This is a genomic window from Planomicrobium sp. CPCC 101079 (assembly GCF_007859275.1).
GTDB lineage: Bacteria > Bacillota > Bacilli > Bacillales_A > Planococcaceae > Planococcus.
On sequence record NZ_VOHC01000012.1, the window covers coordinates 1 to 22,280 of the forward strand.

Annotated in this window: 23 protein-coding genes and 1 rRNA gene; 23 read left to right on the top strand and 1 reads right to left on the bottom strand. The window is 42.8% G+C overall.

Features of this window, described 5'->3' with window-relative positions; genetic code table 11:
• Positions 1-10: 10 nt before the first annotated feature.
• From rrf to rsmI, 12 genes are all read left to right on the top strand, one after another.
• Positions 11-126: ribosomal RNA gene (rrf, locus tag FQV28_RS06990) — 5S ribosomal RNA — on the top strand.
• A gap of 152 nt (positions 127-278) precedes the next feature.
• Entirely contained in the window at positions 279-1,700 is a 1,422-nt protein-coding gene (locus FQV28_RS06995) for an aminotransferase class I/II-fold pyridoxal phosphate-dependent enzyme (RefSeq protein WP_146494995.1), read from the top strand.
• 73 nt (positions 1,701-1,773) lie between these two features.
• Complete coding sequence (gene ppx, locus FQV28_RS07000; protein WP_146494997.1) at positions 1,774-3,306, top strand: exopolyphosphatase; 1,533 nt, start codon at positions 1,774-1,776, stop codon at positions 3,304-3,306.
• 75 nt (positions 3,307-3,381) lie between these two features.
• Positions 3,382-5,490: an RNA degradosome polyphosphate kinase gene (locus FQV28_RS07005; RefSeq protein ID WP_146494999.1), complete on the top strand. Its 2,109-nt coding sequence runs from the start codon at positions 3,382-3,384 to the stop codon at positions 5,488-5,490.
• 75 nt (positions 5,491-5,565) lie between these two features.
• Entirely contained in the window at positions 5,566-6,213 is a 648-nt protein-coding gene (gene tmk / locus FQV28_RS07010; RefSeq protein ID WP_146495001.1) for a dTMP kinase, read from the top strand.
• A 125-nt stretch (positions 6,214-6,338) separates the two neighbouring features.
• Positions 6,339-6,668, top strand: a complete 330-nt coding sequence (locus tag FQV28_RS07015; protein ID WP_146495003.1) for a cyclic-di-AMP receptor — start codon at positions 6,339-6,341, stop codon at positions 6,666-6,668.
• Between the two features lie 108 nt (positions 6,669-6,776).
• Positions 6,777-7,769, top strand: coding sequence for a DNA polymerase III subunit delta' (gene holB, locus FQV28_RS07020; RefSeq protein WP_146495004.1), 993 nt, complete (start codon positions 6,777-6,779; stop codon positions 7,767-7,769).
• Positions 7,770-7,772: 3 nt separating this feature from the next.
• A complete protein-coding gene (locus FQV28_RS07025) occupies positions 7,773-8,585 on the top strand; it encodes a PSP1 domain-containing protein (RefSeq protein ID WP_146495006.1) in 813 nt (270 codons plus the stop codon).
• A 10-nt stretch (positions 8,586-8,595) separates the two neighbouring features.
• Entirely contained in the window at positions 8,596-8,955 is a 360-nt protein-coding gene (gene yabA / locus FQV28_RS07030) for a DNA replication initiation control protein YabA (protein WP_146495008.1), read from the top strand.
• Positions 8,956-9,037: 82 nt separating this feature from the next.
• A complete protein-coding gene (locus tag FQV28_RS07035) occupies positions 9,038-9,775 on the top strand; it encodes a tRNA1(Val) (adenine(37)-N6)-methyltransferase (RefSeq protein ID WP_146495010.1) in 738 nt (245 codons plus the stop codon).
• Positions 9,762-10,031, top strand: a complete 270-nt coding sequence (locus FQV28_RS07040) for a GIY-YIG nuclease family protein (RefSeq protein ID WP_146495012.1) — start codon at positions 9,762-9,764, stop codon at positions 10,029-10,031. The genes FQV28_RS07035 and FQV28_RS07040 overlap by 14 nt, the downstream gene beginning before the upstream one ends.
• Entirely contained in the window at positions 10,028-10,897 is an 870-nt protein-coding gene (rsmI, locus tag FQV28_RS07045) for a 16S rRNA (cytidine(1402)-2'-O)-methyltransferase (RefSeq protein WP_146495014.1), read from the top strand. The genes FQV28_RS07040 and rsmI overlap by 4 nt, the downstream gene beginning before the upstream one ends.
• A 39-nt stretch (positions 10,898-10,936) precedes the next feature.
• Here the strand turns inward: rsmI and FQV28_RS07050 are convergent, their stop codons facing one another.
• The gene (locus tag FQV28_RS07050; RefSeq protein WP_146495016.1) at positions 10,937-11,215 is read right to left on the bottom strand and encodes a transition state genes transcriptional regulator AbrB; all 279 of its coding nucleotides are present in this window, start codon (positions 11,213-11,215) and stop codon (positions 10,937-10,939) included.
• Positions 11,216-11,546: 331 nt separating this feature from the next.
• Here FQV28_RS07050 and metG point away from each other — a divergent pair, with 331 nt between their 5' ends.
• The 11 genes from metG to glmU all read left to right on the top strand — a co-directional run bounded on the left by metG (position 11,547) and on the right by glmU (position 22,270).
• On the top strand, positions 11,547-13,514 hold the full coding sequence (metG, locus tag FQV28_RS07055) for a methionine--tRNA ligase (protein WP_146495018.1): 1,968 nt from the start codon (positions 11,547-11,549) through the stop codon (positions 13,512-13,514).
• Between the two features lie 331 nt (positions 13,515-13,845).
• Positions 13,846-14,613 (top strand): TatD family hydrolase, encoded by a 768-nt coding sequence (locus FQV28_RS07060; protein ID WP_146495020.1) that lies wholly within the window; start codon positions 13,846-13,848, stop codon positions 14,611-14,613.
• An 87-nt stretch (positions 14,614-14,700) separates the two neighbouring features.
• Positions 14,701-16,029, top strand: coding sequence for a G5 and 3D domain-containing protein (locus tag FQV28_RS07065; protein WP_146495022.1), 1,329 nt, complete (start codon positions 14,701-14,703; stop codon positions 16,027-16,029).
• Positions 16,030-16,139: 110 nt separating this feature from the next.
• A complete protein-coding gene (gene rnmV, locus FQV28_RS07070; RefSeq protein WP_146495024.1) occupies positions 16,140-16,700 on the top strand; it encodes a ribonuclease M5 in 561 nt (186 codons plus the stop codon).
• A complete protein-coding gene (rsmA, locus tag FQV28_RS07075) occupies positions 16,697-17,575 on the top strand; it encodes a 16S rRNA (adenine(1518)-N(6)/adenine(1519)-N(6))-dimethyltransferase RsmA (RefSeq protein ID WP_146495026.1) in 879 nt (292 codons plus the stop codon). The genes rnmV and rsmA overlap by 4 nt, the downstream gene beginning before the upstream one ends.
• A 164-nt stretch (positions 17,576-17,739) precedes the next feature.
• A complete protein-coding gene (gene veg / locus FQV28_RS07080) occupies positions 17,740-18,003 on the top strand; it encodes a biofilm formation stimulator Veg (RefSeq protein WP_106534684.1) in 264 nt (87 codons plus the stop codon).
• Between the two features lie 145 nt (positions 18,004-18,148).
• Entirely contained in the window at positions 18,149-19,012 is an 864-nt protein-coding gene (gene ispE / locus FQV28_RS07085; RefSeq protein ID WP_146495028.1) for a 4-(cytidine 5'-diphospho)-2-C-methyl-D-erythritol kinase, read from the top strand.
• A gap of 56 nt (positions 19,013-19,068) precedes the next feature.
• Positions 19,069-19,896, top strand: coding sequence for a pur operon repressor (gene purR, locus FQV28_RS07090; RefSeq protein ID WP_146495030.1), 828 nt, complete (start codon positions 19,069-19,071; stop codon positions 19,894-19,896).
• 1 nt (position 19,897) lies between these two features.
• Entirely contained in the window at positions 19,898-20,275 is a 378-nt protein-coding gene (locus FQV28_RS07095) for a RidA family protein (protein ID WP_146495032.1), read from the top strand.
• Between the two features lie 142 nt (positions 20,276-20,417).
• On the top strand, positions 20,418-20,702 hold the full coding sequence (gene spoVG, locus FQV28_RS07100) for a septation regulator SpoVG (protein ID WP_146495034.1): 285 nt from the start codon (positions 20,418-20,420) through the stop codon (positions 20,700-20,702).
• Between the two features lie 197 nt (positions 20,703-20,899).
• On the top strand, positions 20,900-22,270 hold the full coding sequence (glmU, locus tag FQV28_RS07105; protein ID WP_146495036.1) for a bifunctional UDP-N-acetylglucosamine diphosphorylase/glucosamine-1-phosphate N-acetyltransferase GlmU: 1,371 nt from the start codon (positions 20,900-20,902) through the stop codon (positions 22,268-22,270).
• Positions 22,271-22,280 lie beyond the last annotated feature (10 nt).

The window sequence follows — 22,280 nt, forward strand, 5'->3', positions numbered from 1 at the left end:
CTAACAAGAGTCCAGTGATGATGGCAAAGAGGCCACACCCGTTCCCATCCCGAACACGGAAGTTAAGCTCTTTTGCGCCGATGGTAGTTGGGGGTCTCCCCCTGTGAGAGTAGGACGTCGCTGGGCACACCGAAAAAGTCAGAACCGATGAGGTTCTGGCTTTTTTTGCGTTCTTTGATATTCCAATGCTGCAAAAAGTAAGTACATTAGCAGTTTGTTAGAGCAAAAGTTTTAATTTCAGTATAATAAAGCTAATCACAAACTATGAGGATGATGGTATGAAACCGAGAAGACCATTAGTAGACGCTTTAATCAAATTTCAACAGCAAAAACCTATTTCATTTCATGTGCCAGGCCATAAAAATGGAGAGCTCTCGATGCTGCCAGAGGAGATACGGAATGCCCTGGCTTACGATTTTACTGAACTTACTGGGCTTGATGATTTCCACTATCCTCAAGAGGCAATCAAAGAAGCGGAACAGCTGCTTTCAGAAGTATACGGGGTGAATCAAAGTTTTTTCTTGGTTAACGGTTCAACAGTAGGGAATTTAGCGATGGTGCATGCAGTATGCAAAGAAGGCGACGTGGTCATCGTACAGCGGAATTCGCATAAGTCAGTTTTCTATGCCTTGGAGTTAACAAAGGTTAAGCCTGTATATATCATGCCCGAATGGGACGAACAATCAAAAACAGCTATAGGTGTGGCATTGGAGGACATCCAAAAGGCCGTAGCGCAATACCCGGCGGCGAAAGCGGTTATCCTTACGTATCCCAATTATTACGGAATGGCAGCTGAGGATTTGGGAGAAATCGTTTCTTTTTGCCACTTGCAGGGTATTCCGGTATTGGTCGATGAAGCCCACGGCGCCCACTTCCAAATTGGAAGCCCTTATCCGGTTTCGGCAGTAGCGTGCGGTGCTGATGTAGTTGTGCATTCTGCCCATAAAACCTTGCCTGCTATGACAATGGGGTCTTTTTTACATAGCACAGGAAACTTAGTAGATAGAAAGAAAATCAAAAAATATTTAAGGATGCTGCAATCAAGCAGTCCTTCTTACCTCATTATGGCATCGCTGGACGATGCACGTGCTTTTGTTCAAAGTTATGCGCCAGAAGACGTAAGGAACTTCGAAGATAAACGTAATCAGTTTGTGGAGAGCCTTGCCGCTATTCCTCATCTTGAAGTGTTCCAATCGGATGATCCATTAAAATTGATGCTCCGTGTTCCGCGCTATAGTGGGTTTCAGTTACAGCAGTGTTTAGAAAATGTAAAGATTTATGGAGAATTAGCTGACCCTTACCAAGTTATGTTAATCTTACCTTTATTGAAAAAAACTCAAACCTATCCTTTCGCTGAAATTCGAAGCCGCATCAAACAAGCGGTTCAGGAAATAGTAAAAGAAATCCCTGAAGCAATTTCAGTGAAAATGCCTTATAGGCAAGAGAAAGTTAGTATGCCGGAACTATCTTTTGAAGAAATGGATACTGAAGACCGCGAATGGATTAGCTACACGGAAGCGCTTGGGCGAATTTCGGCGGCTATGGTCGTCCCTTATCCTCCAGGGATTCCGCTAATCTTGCCTGGAGAAAAATGGAACGTCGCCAAGCTTGAAGAATTGATGGACTATTTGGCGACAGGAGCGCAAATTCAAGGAGAACATCGTTTAGCAGAAAAATTAATCTGTGTAGTTCCCCAATGATAAAGCGATAATTTCAGGGAAGCGGGTATGCTATAGTATACGATATTCAAAAGAATAGGATGTGGCTATCAGCATGGATCAAGAAAAGTATGCAATTGTAGATATTGGCTCCAACACGATAAGACTTGTAATTTATACGAGAGATAAAAGCGGAAGGCTGGCTGAAACTGAAAATGTTAAAACGGTAGCGCGCCTACGGAACTATTTGTCGGCATCAGGCAAAATGAGAAGCGAAGGGATTGACGTATTGATCCATACCCTTCAAAGTTTCCAGGAGGTCACAAGGCACCACAACCTAAAAGAAGTGAAATGTGTTGCTACCGCAGCAGTCAGACAAGCAACGAACCAAGAAGAAATTCTAGAAAAGGTAAAAGAAAAAACGGATTTTTCAATCCGGATTTTATCGGAATATGAAGAAGCACATTATGGTTACTTGGCAGTAGTCAATTCCATGTCTTTCGAAAATGGATTATCAGTGGACATCGGCGGCGGCAGTACTGAACTGACCTTTTTTCAAAATCGAAAATTAATTTATTTCTATAGCTTCCCGTTTGGGGCATTGTCGCTAAAAGAACAATTTATCAAGAGCAATACACCAACTTCTGCGGAACTAAAAACGCTCCGGTCTTTTTTAAAGGCTCAGTTCCAAACATTGCCTTGGATCCAAAACAAAAAACTGCCTTTGATCGGCATTGGAGGAAGTGCCCGAAATATGGCGCAAATCCACCAAGAATACATCGAGTATCCATTGGCGGGAATCCATCAATATACAATGAAGGAAAAAGATGTCCAAATGGTAAAGAACATGCTCCTTTCCATGAATTTCTCTGAGGTGCAAAAGGTAGAAGGGTTATCGAAAGATAGAGCGGATATCATTATTCCGGCTATCGAGGTTTTTGCTCATTTAATGCGCTGTATCGGAACCGATACTTTCGCTTTAAGCAGAAAAGGTTTGCGTGATGGAGTATTTTATGAAGAACTGACAAAAAACTATGAAGATGGCCTTTTCCCAAATGTTGTTGAAGAGAGTTTCCATGATTTAGCAATTGATTATGATGTTAATCTAGAACATGCTGCTCAGGTAAGCGACAATGCAGTCATGATTTCACAAGAAATGGAGAAATTCGGAGCAGTTGCTTTAACTCCAGAAGATTTACGCTATATCAGATTTGGAAGCGCAGTTTACAATCTTGGTTCTTACATCGATGCAGATGCAAGCCACCAGCATACGTTTTATTTATTGGCAAACCGCACAATTGATGGTTTGCTCCATAAAGATCGGCTAATCATTGCCTTGATTGCTTCCTTTAAAAACAAAGAAGTGTTCAAACGCAACGCAGCTGTCTACGAAGATTGGTTTACAAAAGAAGAAATGGCAAAATACAGCTTGCTTGGTGCAATTATTAAGCTGGCTTATAGTTTGAATACAACAAAACGGGATATTGTTGAGGAAATCCAAATAAAGCTTGACGATGAGGAACTATTGTTTGAAGTTTATTGCAATAGCGACTGGACGCCGGAAGAGTATCAAGCAGAGAAGCAGAAAAAGCACCTTGAAAAACAATTGAAAAAAGCGATTCAGTTTCAGTTTGTTTCAAGTTCCTGATAAAACTTTTCCCTCTTGGTCCCTAAAAAGTGTTGAGCTGAACCAACTATTTGTAAATAAAGGATGGCGGAAACTTTGAGTATAGTGAAAAAAAACACCGTTGAATTAAATAATCCTTCTTACTACAACAACAGAGAACTTAGTTGGCTGGCATTTAATGAGAGGGTGCTGCAGGAAGCCCTTGATGAGCGCAATCCATTGTTGGAACGGTTCAAGTTTTTAGCAATTTTCAGTTCAAACTTGGATGAATTCTTTATGGTTCGTGTTGCCGGATTACAAGACCAAGTAAAAGTAAATTTTACAAAGCCTGAAAACAAGGCAGGCATGACGCCAAAGCAGCAGCTAAAAGAAATTTCCCATAAAACGCATCAGTTGGTGGATCTTCAATATCATGTTATGCGGGATAAATTATTGCCTGAAGTTAAAAATGAAGGAATAAAGCTTTTTAAAATCACTGATATAAGCAAAGAAGAACTTAAAGGGGTGGAAGCTTATTTTGATGAGCAGGTTTTTCCAGTATTGACTCCGATGGCAATCGATGCTTATCGCCCCTTTCCCATGCTTCTCAATAAAAGTATCAATTTAGCGGTAGTGCTAGAAGATAAGGACGAAGAGGCAGAAAACCGCTACAAGACGGCAATTGTGCAAGTGCCGTCTGTATTGGACCGAATGGTGCCTCTAGAGGGGAAACATAGCAAAAAGCATTTTGTCCTCCTAGAAGATGTGATCGGTTATTTTATCGGCAAGTTATTCCATGGCTTCAAAGTGGTCTCCGTTTCTGTTTTTCGAATTACGCGGAACGCTGATATGACCATACATGAAGAAGGCGCCCGTGATTTGCTGCAGGAAATCGAAAAGGAATTAAGGAAGCGAAAATGGGGAGCTGCTGTTCGGCTTGAAATCCAGCAGCCAAGCTTTGATCCCAGTGTATTAAGCCATTTGATGAACGAATTGGAAATTGGAAAACATGATGTGTATGAACTCGAAGGGCCGCTAGATCTGACGTTTTTATTCGGTTTTTATAAAAAGCTGGAGAAGGGCAATCGGAAATTAATCTATGAAAATAGGATTTCTCAAATGCCTCATGATTTGGATCCTTCTGAAAGTATTTTTGACCAGATAATGCAACGGGATGTTTTTTTGCATCATCCTTATGAATCGTTTGAGCCAGTTATCGAGTTTGTATCAGAAGCGGCAGACGATCCAGATGTATTGGCAATCAAGCAGACCTTGTACCGGGTAAGTGGCGATTCGCCCATCATCAAGGCGCTTAAACGAGCAGCTGAAAACGGCAAGCAAGTGACGGTGCTGGTGGAGCTGAAAGCGCGGTTCGATGAAGAAAATAACGTGCAGTGGGCAAAGGAATTGGAGCAGGCAGGATGCCATGTGATATATGGCATCACTCATTTGAAAACACATAGTAAAATCACGCTAGTGGTCAGGAGAAAAGAAGATCGCATCCAGCGCTTTGTCCATTTAGGGACTGGCAATTATAATGACCAAACTGCCAAACTCTACACCGACATGAGTTTGTTTACAGCAAAAAAGGAATTTGGGGTTGATGCAACCAATTTCTTTAATTATTTGAGCGGGTATTCAGACAAGCTCGAATTTCACCACTTGTCTGTAGCCCCGTTCGGCATTCGCCAGGACTTTTTGGAATTGATCAACAAAGAAATTGAATGCCATAAAAAATTCGGCAATGGGCGCATCATTGCCAAAATGAACTCATTGACGGATAAAGTCATTATCAAAAAGTTGTATGAAGCTTCGATAGCAGGGGTCAGCATTCAGTTGATCGTCCGAGGCATTTGCTGTTTGAGGCCAGGCATAAAAGGCATCAGTGAAAATATCCACGTCCGGAGTATTGTCGGGCGGTTATTGGAGCATAGCCGCATTTATTATTTTTATCAAAACGGTGAAGAAAAGACCTTTTTATCCTCGGCGGATATGATGACGCGCAATATGGAAAACCGAATTGAGATTTTATTTCCGGTGTGTGACCAGCGCATCAAAGCGAAGATCAAGCATATTTTAGAAGTTTCCTTATCAGACAATGTGAAAGCCCGGGAACAAGACGAAACAGGTGTATACCGCTATGTGAAGAGGAAAAAAGAAGATCCTGAAATTGAGTGTCAATATGTTTTGTATACGGAAGCTTACCGGACAGCAGAAGAAGAATAGATCGGCGATGTAATGCAGTTGGAATTCCTGTATAGTTAAAGAAGATAGATTAACAGGAATAGGGTGGATCAAGTAATGGGTTATTTAATTACGCTAGAAGGCGGAGAAGGAGCTGGAAAAACCAGCGTCTTGAAACGGCTAGCAGTCTTTTTGGAACAGCAAGGGTTTTCGGTCGTTTCTACAAGGGAGCCGGGCGGCATCGAAATTTCTGAGCAGATCCGAAAAGTGATTTTGGATCAAAATAATGTGGAGATGGATCCGCGGACGGAAGCGCTCCTATATGCAGCCGCCAGAAGACAGCATTTGGTTGAAAAAATCATCCCGGCGCTTGAAGCTGGTAAAGTGGTATTGTGCGACCGTTATATAGACAGCAGCCTCGCTTATCAAGGCCATGCAAGAGGGCTAGGCATCTCAGAAATCTTCTCCATCAATAAATTTGCAATTGACAAGTACATGCCAGACTTAACATTGTATTTTGATATTCAGCCAGAAATAGGCTTAGCGCGCATCGAAAAGGATGGAAACCGGGAAGTGAACCGTTTGGATGTGGAATCGATAAAGTTCCATGAAGCGGTTCGGGAAGGTTATCAGATGTTGATTCAACAATATCCAGAGCGCATACAAGTAATTGATGCAGACAACGAAATAGACACGGTAGCGCAAGCTGCCCAAAAAGCTGTTCTTGCTTTTATGAAAATAAACGAAAAAGAAGCGGATCGCTAACAGCGGTCGGCTATTTTTTTTGAGAGCAAACAGCAGAAAATAAAAAAATACGTCTATGAACACGGTGAAAATTTCTGTTCATGTTATACTTAAATAGAAGAAATACAAAAAAGGAGTGAGTGTTGATGAAACTCGTCGTAGCAGTTGTACAGGATCAAGACAGTAACCGTTTATCCAATGCGTTAACAAAAAATGATTTCCGGGCTACTAAGTTGGCCAGTACAGGAGGGTTTTTGCGCTCAGGAAATACGACTTTTTTAATTGGTGTCGACGACAGCCTCGTGCCGAAATTAATGGATTTAATCCGGGAAAATTGCCGTGCACGTGAACAAATGGTGGCGCCTGTATCACCGATGGGAGGCAATGCGGACTCCTATATTCCGTATCCAGTGGAAGTTGAAGTGGGTGGTGCGACGATTTTCGTCTTACCCATTGAGCAATTCCACCAATTTTAAACCGTAAAGACAATAAGTAATATCTCATGCAGTCCAGTAAAAGGTTCTGTGTGATACCCGTGCTCCATCCGGAACACGGGATTTTTTACAAAGGCTGAAGGTGAAAATGTGCAAAAGACTATTGAAGAAATCCAGGGAATGCAGCCAGTCGTTATGAAAAGATTGCAAGGCGCCTATGAAAAAGATCGGCTGGCACATGCCTACCTTTTTGAAGGCCCAGCAGGCGCAGGAAAAAAAGAAATTACTCATTTTTTCGTCAAGCTTTTGTTATGCGAAACACCAGTAGAAAATGTTCCATGTGAAACATGCCGAAGCTGCAAACTTTACAATTCGGGAAATCATCCGAGCATAGTTTTTATTGAACCAGACGGGCAAAACATAAAAATCGACCAAATACGGGATCTGATTTCAACAATGAATAAAACCGGCTTGAATACTGGCCGTAAGATATATGTAATTCAAGAAGCAGATCGGATGAACAACTCATCAGCAAATGCGCTATTGAAATTTTTAGAGGAGCCGGAAATGAACGTAACGGCTATTCTTTTGACTGAGCGGCTGAATGCCATTATGACAACCATTCGCTCCCGCTGCCAATTGGTTTCTTTTCAGCCATTGTCCAGACCGAAATTGATGGAAAAACTGATGGCTGACGGAATGACTGCATCCATGGCAGCAACGGTCAGCATGCTGACCCAAAGCGCGGAAGAAGCGGTCGAGCTCAGTTCCGATGAGCAATTTGCACAAGCCAGAAAATTGGTTTTGAGAATGGTTGAAGTAGCAGGAACGAACGTCCATGAAGCCTTATTAATGGTCCAAGCAGACTGGCTTCCATTTTTTAAGGAAAAAGAAGATGCCGAAAGAGGGCTAGACATGTTATTATTTGCATATCGGGACATTGCTACAGTGAAAGCAGGTCTCGAAACTGTATGCACGTATCCTGACATGGAAGAAATTTGGAAGCAGATGGCGCTTCAGCGTTCATTTAGCGCATTGTCTAAGCAATTGCAGGCCATATTGCAGGCCAAACAGCAATTGCAGCGCAATATGAACCGGACGCTGCTGATGGAGCAATTAATGCTGAATCTGCAGGAGGGGTAGCAAGTGTATAATGTAATAGGAGTCCGTTTTAAAAAAGCGGGTAAAATATATTATTTTGATCCAGGGGAATTTGCGATTGAAAAAGATGACTATGTCATCGTCGAAACAACAAGAGGTGTGGAGTACGGCAAAGTGGTGGTCCCGGTGAAATCAGTCGGGGAAAACGATGTTGTCTTGCCTCTCAAGCAAGTGGTGCGCGTAGCAAGTGAACGCGATCGCCAGCAAGTGGAAGAAAATCGGACGGAAGCGGCCCGGGCTTTTGAGCAAGGAACCGAAAAAATCGAAGAACATCGATTGGACATGAAACTCGTCGATGTAGAGTATACATTTGACCGCAATAAAGTCATCTTTTACTTTACAGCAGAAGGACGTGTGGATTTCCGGAATTTGGTGAAAGACTTGGCATCCATTTTCCGCACGCGTATTGAGCTTCGTCAAATCGGTGTGCGCGATGAAGCGAAAATGCTTGGCGGCATTGGACCTTGCGGCAGAATGCTTTGCTGTTCGACTTTTTTAGGCGATTTTGAACCGGTCTCCATTAAAATGGCAAAAGACCAGAACTTATCGCTGAACCCATCGAAAATTTCAGGCTTGTGCGGCCGGTTAATGTGCTGCTTGAAATACGAAAACGATGAGTATGAACAGGCGAAAAAAGAAATGCCGGATGTAGGTACGCATGTATCAACTCCAGACGGCGCAGGCCGCGTAGTAGGAATGAACATTTTGGAGCGGATATTAAAGATCCGCTTGGCTGAGCAAGAACAAACATTGGAATATACATTAGACGAGATAGTGGACCAAGGAACGAGAGCGTGAGGTGGTTTAGGTGAAAGAAAAAAACTTTTTGGACACGGTAATGGATTTCGAGCAGCAGCTCGAATCAATGCAGCAGCAATTCCGCGAATTAAAAGCAGTGGTGGCTCATACGATGGAAGAACACCATGCTTTGCAACTTGAAAATCACCATTTGCGCACGCGTCTTGATGAACTCCATAAAGCAGTTCCGGAAACTGCGGCAGTAGATCCGGTGAAACTGAAAAAAGCGGTTATGGACATCGGCGAAGGCTATGATAATCTGGCGCGTTTGTACCACGAAGGGTATCATGTATGCCATGTGCATTTTGGCAGTTCAAGAAAAGGCGACGATTGCTTGTTCTGTTTATCGTTCCTAAACAAGCAAAACTAACGTTTGAATAATTTATAAAAGAGAAAGGCTTCCGACACAGTGTGTGGCGGCAGCCTTTTGCTATGTATGAGGAGTTGACCCTATGTTATTAGATGACGAAAGACTGGATTATTTGCTGGCGGAAGAGCTGCGGATCATCCAAAGCCCCTCGGTATTTTCGTTTTCACTGGATGCGGTCTTATTGGCGCGCTTTGCGTATGTTCCGCTTAAACGAGGAACTATTGTAGATTTATGCACTGGAAATGGTGCAATCCCGCTATTTTTAAGCGCCCGGACACAATCACGCATCATCGGCGTGGAATTGCAGGAGCGGCTTGCCCATATGGCCCGGCGCAGCGTGGACTATAACGGCCTATCGGAACAGATTGAAATTATCGAAGGAGATGTCAAACAGATCCCTTCGCAGCTTGGCTTTGAGAAATACGATGTCGTAACTTGCAACCCGCCCTATTTCCCGGCACATGAAATGAGCGATAAAAATTTGAGCGAGCATATGGCTATTGCCCGCCATGAGTTGCATTTGACGCTTGATGAAGCGGTCCTTGCTGCAAGCCAATTGCTGAAACAAGGTGGAAAAGCGGCATTTGTCCACCGTTCCGGCCGGCTCATCGATTTGATTGCTGCGATGCGCGCAAATCGGCTAGAACCAAAACGTATTCGGCTGGTATATCCAAAAGCGGGAAAAGAAGCCAATACATTGCTGATTGAAGGAATCAAAGACGGGAAACCGGACTTGAAGATTCTCCCGCCTTTGATCGTTTACGGGGAAGACGGGGAATACACGGAAGAAGTGAGAGCGCTGCTTTATGGAAACAAATGAGCATTTCTTCTATGTGCTGGAATGTGCAGACGGTTCTTATTATGCGGGGTATACCAACGATTTGGAGAAACGGCTTGCAGCGCATAACGCTGGAAAAGGTGCGAAATACACACGCGCAAAAGGCCCCGTCCGGATCATTCACCAGGAAACCTTCGATACGAAACCACTAGCGATGAAAGCGGAATATGCTTTTAAGCAATTATCAAAACCACAAAAAATCCGTTATATTGCGGAAGGAAAGAAGGGCACCCTATGAAGTCCCAAAAAAGCTTTCATGAAAAGCGCCCAACATTGTATTTAGTTGCTACACCCATCGGCAATTTGGAAGATATAACAGTCCGTGCCCTCCGAATCATGAAAGAAGTCGATGTGATTGCCGCGGAAGACACACGGAATACTAAACAATTATGCAACCACTTTGAAATTCAAACAAAATTGACGAGTTATCACGAACACAACCAAGAAAGCGGCGGGTTTAAAATTCTTTCCTATTTAAGTGAAGGGAAATCGGTGGCATTGGTCAGCGATGCCGGCATGCCCTGCATTTCTGATCCAGGTGAAGATATCGTTAAACGGGTAATCGCGGAAGGCTATCCGGTGGTGCCGATACCAGGCGCTAACGCAGCACTGAGTGCATTGATTGTTTCTGGGATCTCCCCACAGCCTTTCTTGTTTTATGGATTTGTATCGCGCAATAAAAAAGACCGGCAGGCAGAGCTTGAGAAATTGAGCCAGAAAGAAGAAACACTCATCTTTTATGAAGCACCGCATCGTTTAAAAGAAAATTTAAAAAGTGTTCAAAAGGCTTTTGGCAATGAACGAAAAATTGTTTTGGCGCGAGAAGTAACAAAGAAATTTGAAGAGTTTTTAAGAGGTACAGTCGAAGAAGCCGTGGCTTGGTCAGAACAAAACGAAATCCGAGGAGAATTCTGTATTGTAATAGAAGGAAACAGTTCTCCTGATCTTGTTGAAAGCGAAGAATGGTGGGAGCATCTATCGATTGAAGAACATGTAAACGAATTGATGGAGCGAAACAACCTGACTTCAAAAGAAGCGATCAAAGAAGTTTCAATCGCCCGTAAAGTATCAAAACGGGAAATTTACCAAGCTTATCACATTTAAAAAAACCGGAGCGCCTTGGAGCACTCCGGTTTTTTGAACTTATTTTTTCAAGTTATTTTGAATTTCTTTCATTAACATTTCTGCGCCTTCAGGGCTTAAAATCAATTTTCCACCGACAAGTTGCATATTCTCATCTGAAACTTCCCCTGTTACTGCACAAGTCATATTTGGTAAATATTTTTTCAATATAATTTTATCGTCATCTACATATATTTCCAAAGCATCTTTTTCTGCAATTCCTAAAGTACGGCGCAATTCAATTGGAATGACTACACGACCCAATTCGTCAACTTTACGTACAATACCTGTTGATTTCATCTAAATATCCCCCTTTAATAGTGTTTACAAGAATTCGTCAAAATTCGACATTTACCACTTCTTGTCATAAATCATACCAAGTACTGGCAATTAGGTCAATAAAAAACTATCGAATTCATAATAAAATTTCGTATTATAAGACATTAATATGCTATAAATCGAGGTTTTTTCCATAATTTTTATAAAGAATTTAAAAAAGGAAATATATTGAAAATAAAGTATTTCGACAGCGGAAATACTCTGTCGAAAAAGCGTGCCAAATTGAAAGATTGTACAAAATTGGGGACTTGGTTAAAATAAGAACTATACAAAAAAACTGGAGGAATTTTTCGTGACTGTAAAAAAAGATACTTTTTATTTGACGACCCCGATTTATTATCCAAGCGGAAAATTCCATATTGGGACGGCGTATACGACGGTCGCTTCTGATGCAATTGTCCGCTACAAGCGCTTAAGAGGTTTTGATGTCCGCTTTTTAACGGGAATGGATGAACATGGCCAAAAGATTGAAGAAAAAGCGCAAGAAGCAGGCCTTGCTCCGCAGGAATACGTGGACGAAATGGCAGCGGCAGCGAAGAAAGTATGGTCATTGATGGATATCACCTATGATGATTTTATCCGGACAACAGAAAAGCGCCATAAAGAAGGCGTTGAAAAGATTTTCCAGACATTTCTCGACAACGGAGACATCTATAAAGGGGAATACGAAGGATGGTACTGCACGCCATGCGAATCGTTTTACACGGAAGCGCAATTGGAGAACGGCAATTGTCCCGATTGCGGCCGACCGGTCCATAAAGTGAAGGAAGAATCATATTTCTTCAATATGAAGAAATATGCAGATCGGCTTCTCGATTATTATGAGAATCATGTCGAATTTATCGAGCCGGAATCCCGTAAAAATGAAATGATCAACAACTTTATTAAGCCAGGACTAGAAGATTTATCGGTTTCCCGCACATCTTTCGATTGGGGAATCCCAGTTCCTGGAGATCCGAAACACGTTATTTATGTATGGGTTGATGCATTGTCAAACTATATCACGTCACTTGGTTATGGTTCAGAAGACGAATCAATGTTTAATAAGTATTGGCCGGCTGACGTTCATGTAGTCGGAAAAGACATTGTTCGTTTCCATACGATTTATTGGCCAATTTTCTTGATGGCACTTGACTTGCCGTTGCCGAAAAAGATTTTCGCCCACGGTTTTATCATGATGAAAGACGGTAAAATGTCTAAATCCAAAGGCAATGTTGTGTATCCTGAAATGCTGGTAGAACGCTATGGTTTAGACGCAACACGCTATTTCTTGCTGCGCGAGTTGCCATTTGGTTCTGATGGCGTGTTTTCACCGGAATCGTTTGTTGAACGAACGAATTTTGACTTGGCCAATGACCTTGGAAACTTGTTGAACCGCACTGTATCAATGATTAATAAGTATTTAGACGGAACTATTCCGCAAGTAGAGGGTTACCAAACGGACTTTGACGAAACGTTGCAAGATGTGGCAAAACGAACCATCAGCACATACGAAGAACACATGGAGAAAATGCAGTTCAGCATCGTTTTGAGTGAAGTTTGGTCATTGATTTCAAGAACCAATAAATATATTGATGAAACACAGCCGTGGGTACTGGCAAAAGACGAAGCTTCCAAAGGACAGCTTGCTTCGGTAATGGCGCACCTGGCAGAAAGTTTGCGCTTGACTGCTGTTATGCTTCAGCCATTCTTGCCGAATGCACCAAAACAAATCATCGAACAGCTGGGCTTAACGAGTGACCAATTGGCATGGGAGACACTTGAGAATTTTGGCAACATCCCTGCAGGCACAAAAGTGGTGGAAAAAGGAACGCCGATTTTCCCGCGCCTTGAAGTCGAGCCGGAAGTGACTTATATCCGTGAACAGATGCGCGGAGGTGCAGCTCCTGCTGCAGAGGAAGAAGCGGCAGAAGAAGTGGTGGAAGTTCCAGACGTTCCTGAAATTACGATTGACGACTTTATGAAAGTGGATCTTCGGGCAGCGACTGTTCTTGCTTGCGAACCGGTGCCAAAAACGACAAAACTTTTGAAACTGCAAGTGGATTTGGGTTATGAGCAGCGCCAAGTGGTTTCGGGTATAGCGGAGCATTACCAACCTGATGACTTGGTCGGCAAGCGTGTAGTAGTGGTTGCCAACTTAAAACCAGTCAAATTGCGTGGTGAACTATCGCAAGGCATGATCTTAGCAGGTCAAAAAGATGGCTATTTAACATTAACAGCTGTCGATGAAAAATTGCCGAACGGCGCCCAAATCAAATAATAAAGAAAAGAAAAGCAGGCTGCTCATTAGAGCAGCCTGCTTTTTAGTTTTTTATTCTTCCGCTTCTCACATATAGTTTCTGTCAGCAATTTATTCAAAAGGTTTTGAGTTACAAGATTACAAATAAGCTACAAAGTTTAAATTTTTTTCAAAATGCAATCTGTTTACCTTAGAAGCAACTAATTTTAGTGGGTATTTAGTATTACTGGTGGTTCAAAATTTCTATGTGTGACACAAAAACAACATCTTTTGTTATACAACTGTAATGTTGATGTGAAGAAAGAAACAAGGGAAACCATTAAAATAGATTTTAATGTGAGGAGAATGATGAATGTTTATCGATACCCATGTGCATTTAAATGCAGACCAATATGATGAAGATTTAACAGAAGTCATTGAACGGGCAATAGAAAATAAGGTAACAAAAATGGTGGTCATCGGCTTTGACCGCAAAACGATTGAGCGGGCGATGGCGCTTGCAGAGAAGTACGAGTTCATTTACGCAGTTGTCGGTTGGCATCCTGTTGATGCGATAGACTGCACAGAAGAAGATTTGGCATGGATTGAAGAATTGTCGGCTCATCCGAAAGTAGTTGGCATCGGAGAAACAGGTTTGGACTATTACTGGGACAAATCCCCGAAAGAAGTTCAGCAGGAAGTATTCCGCAAACAAATCCACCTCGCAAAACGAGTGAATTTGCCAATTATCATCCATAACAGAGATGCTACAGAAGATGTCATGCGCATTTTAAAAGAAGAAGATGCAAAAACGACGGGCGGTGTGATGCATTGCTTTGGCGGCAGTGTGGAAACGGCGCTCGAAAGTATAAAGATGAATTTTATGATTTCGCTTGGAGGGCCGGTAACGTTTAAAAATGCCAAACAGCCGAAAAAAGTCGCCGAATCAATCTCGCTCGATCATTTGATGATTGAGACAGATGCACCTTATTTGGCGCCGCACCCTTACCGAGGAAAGCGTAATGAGCCTTCTTATGTGCCGCTTGTAGCCGAAGAAATTGCCCGTTTGAAAGGAATTTCAGTAGAAGAAGTCGCAGAGGCCACAACACGCAACGCGGAGAAATTTTTCAAGTTATCGTAAAAAATGACAAAACGAGAAATACTCGTATAAGTTGACACGTTGAATTTAGAGCTATACAATCACCCAAGTGAATAAGGAGGAGTTATTTTGTCAAAAGAAGCAAATAATAGTAAGGCTGCAAAATCCTTCAAAGGCAAATCGTTGGCGATTACCATTGTCACGGTTTTGATGTTTGCAGCTGTATTGACTTTCGCGATATACGAAGGAACAAAAAATACGATTACCATGACCGCCAACGGCAAAACTGAAGAAGTGAAGACGCATGCGAAGACGGTAGGGGAATTTTTAACAGAACAAGAAATTGAAGTCGCTAAAGACGATTACTTAAGCCAGTCGGCAAATGCAGCAATCAAAGGCGACACGAAAATCGAATGGGACAAAGCAGAACAGTATACCGTGACAATTGACGGGGAAGCTAAAACTGCATGGACCACAAAAAATACCGTGGCAGATATTTTGGGTAAAGCTGAAATTGAAATTACAGAACATGATAAAGTTTCACCAGCACTTGAAGAACAAGTAGATGAGGACACGGCAATATCTGTCGAAAAAGCATTCGAGGTTACGATCCTTGATGGTTTGGAAAAGAAAAAGGCATGGTCCACTTCGACTACGGTCGCTGACTTTTTAAAACAGCAAAAAGTCTCTTTAAGCGAACTTGACCGAGTTGAAAAAGGAATGGATGAATTGGTCCTTCCAAATTCTGAAGTCAAAATAGTTCGTGTCGAAAAGGTCACCGATGTAGTGGAAGATTCTGTAAAATTCGCAGTTGAAACGAAAAAAGACTCTTCTCTTCTAAAAGGGAAAGAAAAGCTTGTCCAAAAAGGCCAGCAAGGTGTCGTTAAAAAAACATATGAAGTTGTAAAAGAAAACGGCAAAGAAGTAAAACGGGATCTTAAACAAGAAAAAGTCGTGAAAGAACCGAAAAAACAAATTACCGCAGTCGGAACTAAAGTGGTGGTAGCTGCTGTATCACGCGGCAAAGATACATCATCTGACTCGAAGAAAGAAACAGCTCAAGCGAAAACAGTAAAAGCGTCTGCACCAGTTGAAAAAGAGACAGCTCCTGCCAAAAAAGCAGCAACTAAGCCAGAAGCAAAAGCAGAAAAGGCTTCTGAGCCAGCTGGCAAAGAAATGGTTGTCTCTGCTACAGCTTACACTGCAAGCTGTGCAGGCTGTTCAGGAATCACAGCAACAGGCATCAACTTAAAATCGAACCCAGGCATCAAATTGATTGCAGTTGACCCGAGCGTTATTCCTCTCGGTTCAAAAGTATGGGTTGAAGGATATGGCTACGCGATTGCCGGCGACACAGGCGGCGCAATTAAAGGAAACAAAATTGACTTGTTCGTAGCGGACCAATCAGCAGCACTTGCTTTTGGGCGCAAACAAGTGAAGATTAAAATACTCAATTAATGCATAGACTGCAAAAGCTTTCTTAGGAATTCCCGGGAAAGCTTTTTCTTTTTACACAATTGTTCGCCAGCATGTAAAATAAACAGGAAGTTTGGAAGCGAGGATGACGAATGAAAATAAGTGAAATTATAGTCGTCGAAGGCAAAGACGATACGGTTGCAATAAAACGGGCCGTAGAAGCCGATACAATTGAAACCAATGGGTCTGCCATATCACCGGAAACGTTGCAGCGAATTGCCCACGCTCAAAAAAAGCGGGGAGTGATTGTTTTTACCGATCCGGATTATCCGGGAAGACGAATCCGTGCTATTATTGAAGAACATGTGCCTGCAGTCAAGCATGCGTTTTTGGCAAAAGAAAAGACAATTGCCAAGAACGGTAAAGGACTTGGAATTGAACATGCTTGTGACAACGACATCCGAGAAGCTTTGTCGAAAGTTTATACGCCTCGTGAAAAAGAGCAGGCGGTTGAAATTACGATGGAAGATTTAATCGATGCCCGATTAGTTGCCCACCCGCAATCTAAGCGGCGCCGGACACAATTAGGGGACATGCTGCAAATTGGTTACACTAACGGTAAACAGCTCGAAAAACGGCTTCATATGTTTGGCATTTCCAAGAGCCAATTTATCGAAGCGGTGCATGCGATAAATCAGGAGGAACTTTCATGACTAAAGATATTGCCACGCCACTACGCACCCAAGAAATAATGGCAAAACACGGGTTAACCGTAAAGAAAAGCTTGGGACAGAACTTCTTAATCGATCCTAATATTTTGCGGAAAATTGTCGGCAAAGCGAACTTGACGAAGCAATCAGCCGCCATTGAAGTAGGGCCGGGAATCGGGGCGTTGACGGAGCATTTGGCACGAGAAGCTGGGAAAGTGCTGGCTTTTGAAATCGATCAGCGCTTATTGCCAGTATTAGAAGATACACTTTCACCTTACGATAATGTCTCCATCATCCATTCGGACATTCTAAAAGCCGATGTCGAGGCTGCTATCAAGAAAGAATTGGCTGGATATGAAGATATTATGGTAGTGGCAAACTTGCCCTATTATGTCACCACGCCGATTATTTTAAAACTATTGCTTGAGAACTTGCCGATTCGGGGCTTAGTAGTTATGCTCCAAAAAGAAGTGGCGGAGCGGATTACGGCGAAACCGGGAACCAAGGCTTATGGCTCCCTGTCAATTGCTATTCAATACTATACTGAAGCGGAAATGGCCTTGACGGTTCCGAAATCCGTTTTTCTTCCCCAGCCGAATGTAGATTCTGCTGTAATCCGGATGATCAAGCGCCCACAGCCTTTAGTTGAGGTCATCGATGAAGATTTCTTCTTCACGGTGACACGCAGCTCGTTTGCCCAACGCCGAAAAACCATTTTAAACAATTTGCAAGTCGGCATGCCAGAAGGCAAAGCAAAGAAAGATTTGATCTTAAAGGCTTTGGCTGAAGCAGAAATTGATCCAACGCGGCGCGGCGAGACCTTGTCCATAGAAGAATTCGGGCTATTGGCAAATAAATTGCATGCTTATTTTCATTAAACGTTCGGGCTTTGTTGCAGTTCCGCCATATACCTTCAACATATAGAGATATTTCGAATAAAAAAATATTGACATCTCCTATACGGCGCTGATAAAATTATAAATTTATTTTGACTTATTACTTGATTTATGCTAAAGTTTGTCTATAGTGAGGTGTAGACAAGATGCCCAAAACTTTGGCGGATATTAAAAAATCGTTGGATCTACATGTAGGAAAACGATTGCTTTTGAAGGCAAACGGAGGTCGCAAGAAAACGGTCGAACGCAGTGGAATTTTGCGCGAAACGTATCACTCCGTGTTCGTGATTGAACTAGATCAAGATGAGCATGCATTTGAACGTGTGTCTTACAGCTACGCAGACATTTTAACAGAAGCAGTAGAAATTACTGTAGAAGAAGGAACAGCAGACGAACTTGTTGTTAGATAACGAACTTTATTTTTATATTTTTTGAAACTCACGAACTGTTATTTTTAACAGAACGTGGGTTTTTTTGTTTCTTTCCTCCAATTCTCCCCAATTCCTCGGGTTGTGTTAAAATAGTTCTCATTAGACTATAAAAGGAGGCAGTGGGATGCTCTACGTGAAGGCGCCTGCCAAAATCAATTTAACATTGGACGTGTTGTATAAACGTCCAGACAATTACCATGAGATTGAGATGATCATGACAACGGTCGATTTGTCAGACCGCATCGGACTGATGGGGACGGCAAAAGGCATACATATTGAATCGGCAGATCGTTTTGTGCCGAATGATTCCCGGAATTTGGCTTATCAAGCGGCTCAGCTGATTAAAGATACATACAATATTTCGACAGGGGTCATCATCCATTTAGACAAACAGATTCCTGTGGCTGCCGGACTAGCCGGCGGCAGCAGCGATGCGGCAGCAACTTTAAAAGGATTGAATAAATTGTGGCAGCTGAATTTATCATTAGATGAATTAGCGGAACTCGGCGCCAAAATTGGCTCTGATGTTTCTTTTTGCGTATACGGGGGAACAGCTTTAGCAAAAGGGCGAGGAGAAATCATCCAAGAGTTGCCGGCGCCGCCAAATTGCTGGGTCATTTTGGCGAAACCGACAATCGGGGTCTCTACAGCCGATGTGTATGGTGCTTTTGATCCCGCTAAGGCGGAACATCCAAATACACAGCAAATGATCAAAGCGCTTGAGACAGGCGATTATAACGCTATGTGTAACACTCTCGGCAATGCGCTTGAAAGTGTAACGTTAAATCTCTATCCAGAAGTTGCCCAAATTAAAGAGCAGATGAAAAAGTTTGGTGCTGATGCAGTATTGATGAGCGGCAGTGGTCCTACTGTATTTGGGCTTGTACACCAAGAAGCCCGTATTCCCCGCATCTATAATGGATTGAGAGGCTTTTGTTCCGAAGTTTATGCTGTCCGTCTTATTGGCGAGCGGGAGCCCCTTGCTTAAACACGTATATTTATGGTAAGTTTTCATTAAATTATTCGTGTTTAGGAGAGTGCAGGATGAAGTGGAAACGAAGCGAACGGTTAGTTGACATGACACATTATTTGTTAGAACATCCACATAAACTAATTCCGCTTACATATTTCTCGGATTTATATGAATCTGCTAAGTCCTCTATAAGTGAAGACTTAGGAATTGTGAAGGAAACGTTTGAAGAAAAAGGCATCGGTTTGCTGTTGACCGTACCGGGAGCAGCGGGAGGCGTAAAGTATGTCCCTAAACTTCATGTGGATGAAGTCAAGACTATCATAAATGAATTGATGGACGAGTTAAGCCACTCAGACCGGTTATTGCCCGGCGGCTATCTTTACATGACAGATGTGCTAGGCAACCCGAGCATGATGAACCGGGTCGGAAAAGTGTTTGCAACCGCCTTTGCCAATGAAAAAATTGACGTGATCATGACAGTGGCTACTAAAGGAATCCCAATTGCCCACGCAATTGCCCGCCATTTAAACGTTCCGGTTGTAATTGTACGGCGGGACAGTAAAGTGACGGAAGGTTCTACTGTCAGCATCAATTATGTTTCTGGTTCGTCGCGGCGCATTCAGACAATGGTTTTATCAAAGCGCAGCATGAAAAGTGGCCAACGCGTGTTAATCACAGATGATTTCATGAAAGTCGGCGGCACGATGAATGGCATGAAAAACTTGCTCGAAGAGTTTGAATGCACGCTTGCCGGTGTCGCTGTATTGGTCGAAGCAGAACATACGGATGAGCGGCTTGTTGAAAATTATCTATCGCTCGTTAAATTGCACGAAGTGAGCGAAAAAGAGCGCACCATTGCTTTAGAAGAAGGAAACTACTTTTTTAATGGAGGGATTTAAGATGAAATACGTAGCCACAGACAAAGCACCAGCAGCAATCGGACCTTATTCGCAAGGCATCATAGCAGGAGATTTGTTTTATAGTTCCGGACAAATTCCATTGACGCCATCTGGAGATTTGGTTTTAGGAACCATAGAAGACCAAACGCACCAAGTATTCGCTAATTTGAAAGCCGTTTTAGCAGAAGCGGGTTCTTCGCTTGATCAAGTGGTGAAAACGACAGTATTCATCAAAAATATGGACGATTTCGCGTTGCTGAACGAAGTTTATGCATCTTATTTCGGCGACCATAAGCCCGCCCGTTCAACAGTGGAAGTGGCGCGGCTACCAAAAGACGCAAAAGTGGAAATTGAAGTAATCGCAAAAGTAGTAAACTAAACCGCCTATAGGGCGGTTTTATTTTTGGGTCTGTTAATTAAATTTTCTAATAAATTTTGTAATTTATGAAGGATATTAGTCCTCTCTGGCGAATACCATACAGAGCTTCATAAAATTACATCTTTGGGAGAGGTGAGAAGAAATGGAAGTAACCGATGTGAGATTAAGGCGCGTACAGACAGATGGGCGCATGAGGGCAATCGCTTCTATCACATTAGACAATGAGTTTGTAGTCCATGACATTCGAGTGATTGATGGCAACGAGGGATTATTTGTAGCAATGCCAAGCAAACGGACACCCGATGGGGAATTTCGGGATATTGCCCACCCAATCAACTCAGGCACACGGAGCAAACTTCAAGAAGCTGTTTTAACTGCATATGCACAAAGTGAGAATGATCCGGTTTTTGAAGAAGCCAGCGTTTAACTACTGCAACTCAAAGAGCCTTCTGCGCGAAATGGGCTCTTTTTTTGTTGCCCTCCCGTAATGTAATGCCCTAGAACCTTGAATTGTCAAGGTTTTTCCGCTATAGTCAATAAGGAAATATTAATATTTTAATCATTAATCAGCTAAATAACCACGATAAAGAACTACGATAAAAATTAGACGATGGAGGTCAACGGATGAATACATACGCAGTAATTTTAGCAGCAGGCCAAGGAACGCGCATGAAGTCGAAGCTTTATAAAGTGCTTCACCCAGTATGCGGTATGCCGATGGTTGAACACGTAACAAGAAATGTCAGTGAACTTGGCGTCGAAAAAATCGTTACGATTGTTGGCCATGGTGCTGAAAAAGTCCAGGAACAATTAGGTGCCAGAAGTGAGTATGCGCTGCAAGCGGAACAGCTTGGAACAGCCCATGCGGTTCAACAGGCAGCTTCGTTGATTGAAGGAAAGCCTGGTACAACATTGGTCGTCTGTGGGGATACACCGCTGATTCGGCCGGAAACAATGCAGGCATTGCTTGACCATCACAATGCAGCAGGAGCAAAAGCAACAATTCTTACCGCTATCGCTGACAACCCGACAGGATACGGCCGTATTTTGCGCAGCGAAGCGGGAAGTGTTGAGCGAATCGTGGAACAAAAAGATGCATCATCTGAAGAGCAGCTTGTGAAGGAAATTAACACCGGAACCTATTGCTTTGATAACGAATCTCTTTTCGAAGCGCTCAAGCTTGTATCGAATGACAATGTGCAAGGTGAATATTATCTGCCGGATGTTATTGAGATTTTGCAAAAACAAGGTGAAACAGTGGCTGCGTTTGCTACCGATAGTTTCGAAGAGACACTTGGCGTCAATGACCGGGTGGCATTAAGTGAAGCGGAGCGTATCATGCGTGCGCGCATTGCTGAAAAACACATGCGTGCCGGTGTATCAATCATTGATCCATCGTCCGCTTATATAAGCGCTCAAGCGGAAATCGGCCGGGATACGATTCTTCAGCCAAACGTCATAATCGAAGGCAATACGAAAATTGGAGAAGATTGTTTTATTTCTTCCGGCACGACGATTTCCAATAGCGTCATCGGAGACCGTACAAGCGTCCGTTCATCTCATGTTTACGACAGTAGTGTTGGGGAAGATGCAGCGGTAGGACCGTTTGCTCACCTGCGCCCTGAAAGCAATTTAGGAAACGATGTGAAAATCGGTAATTTTGTCGAAGTGAAAAAAGCTGCTCTTGGCAACGGCAGCAAAGTTTCCCATTTAAGTTATATCGGTGACGCAGAAGTTGGCACGAACGTCAATATTGGCTGTGGGACCATCACCGTCAATTACGATGGCAAAAATAAATACTTGACTACGATTGAGGATGACTCGTTCATCGGATGCAACTCGAACCTTATTGCACCTGTTACTATCGGTAAAGGGTCATATGTAGCCGCAGGATCAACTATTTCGAAAAATGTGCCAAGCGATGCATTAGCAATTGCACGGGCTCGCCAAGAAAATAAAGAAGGCTATGTCACCAAACTAAACGGGAAAAAATAGGAGGGCTCTC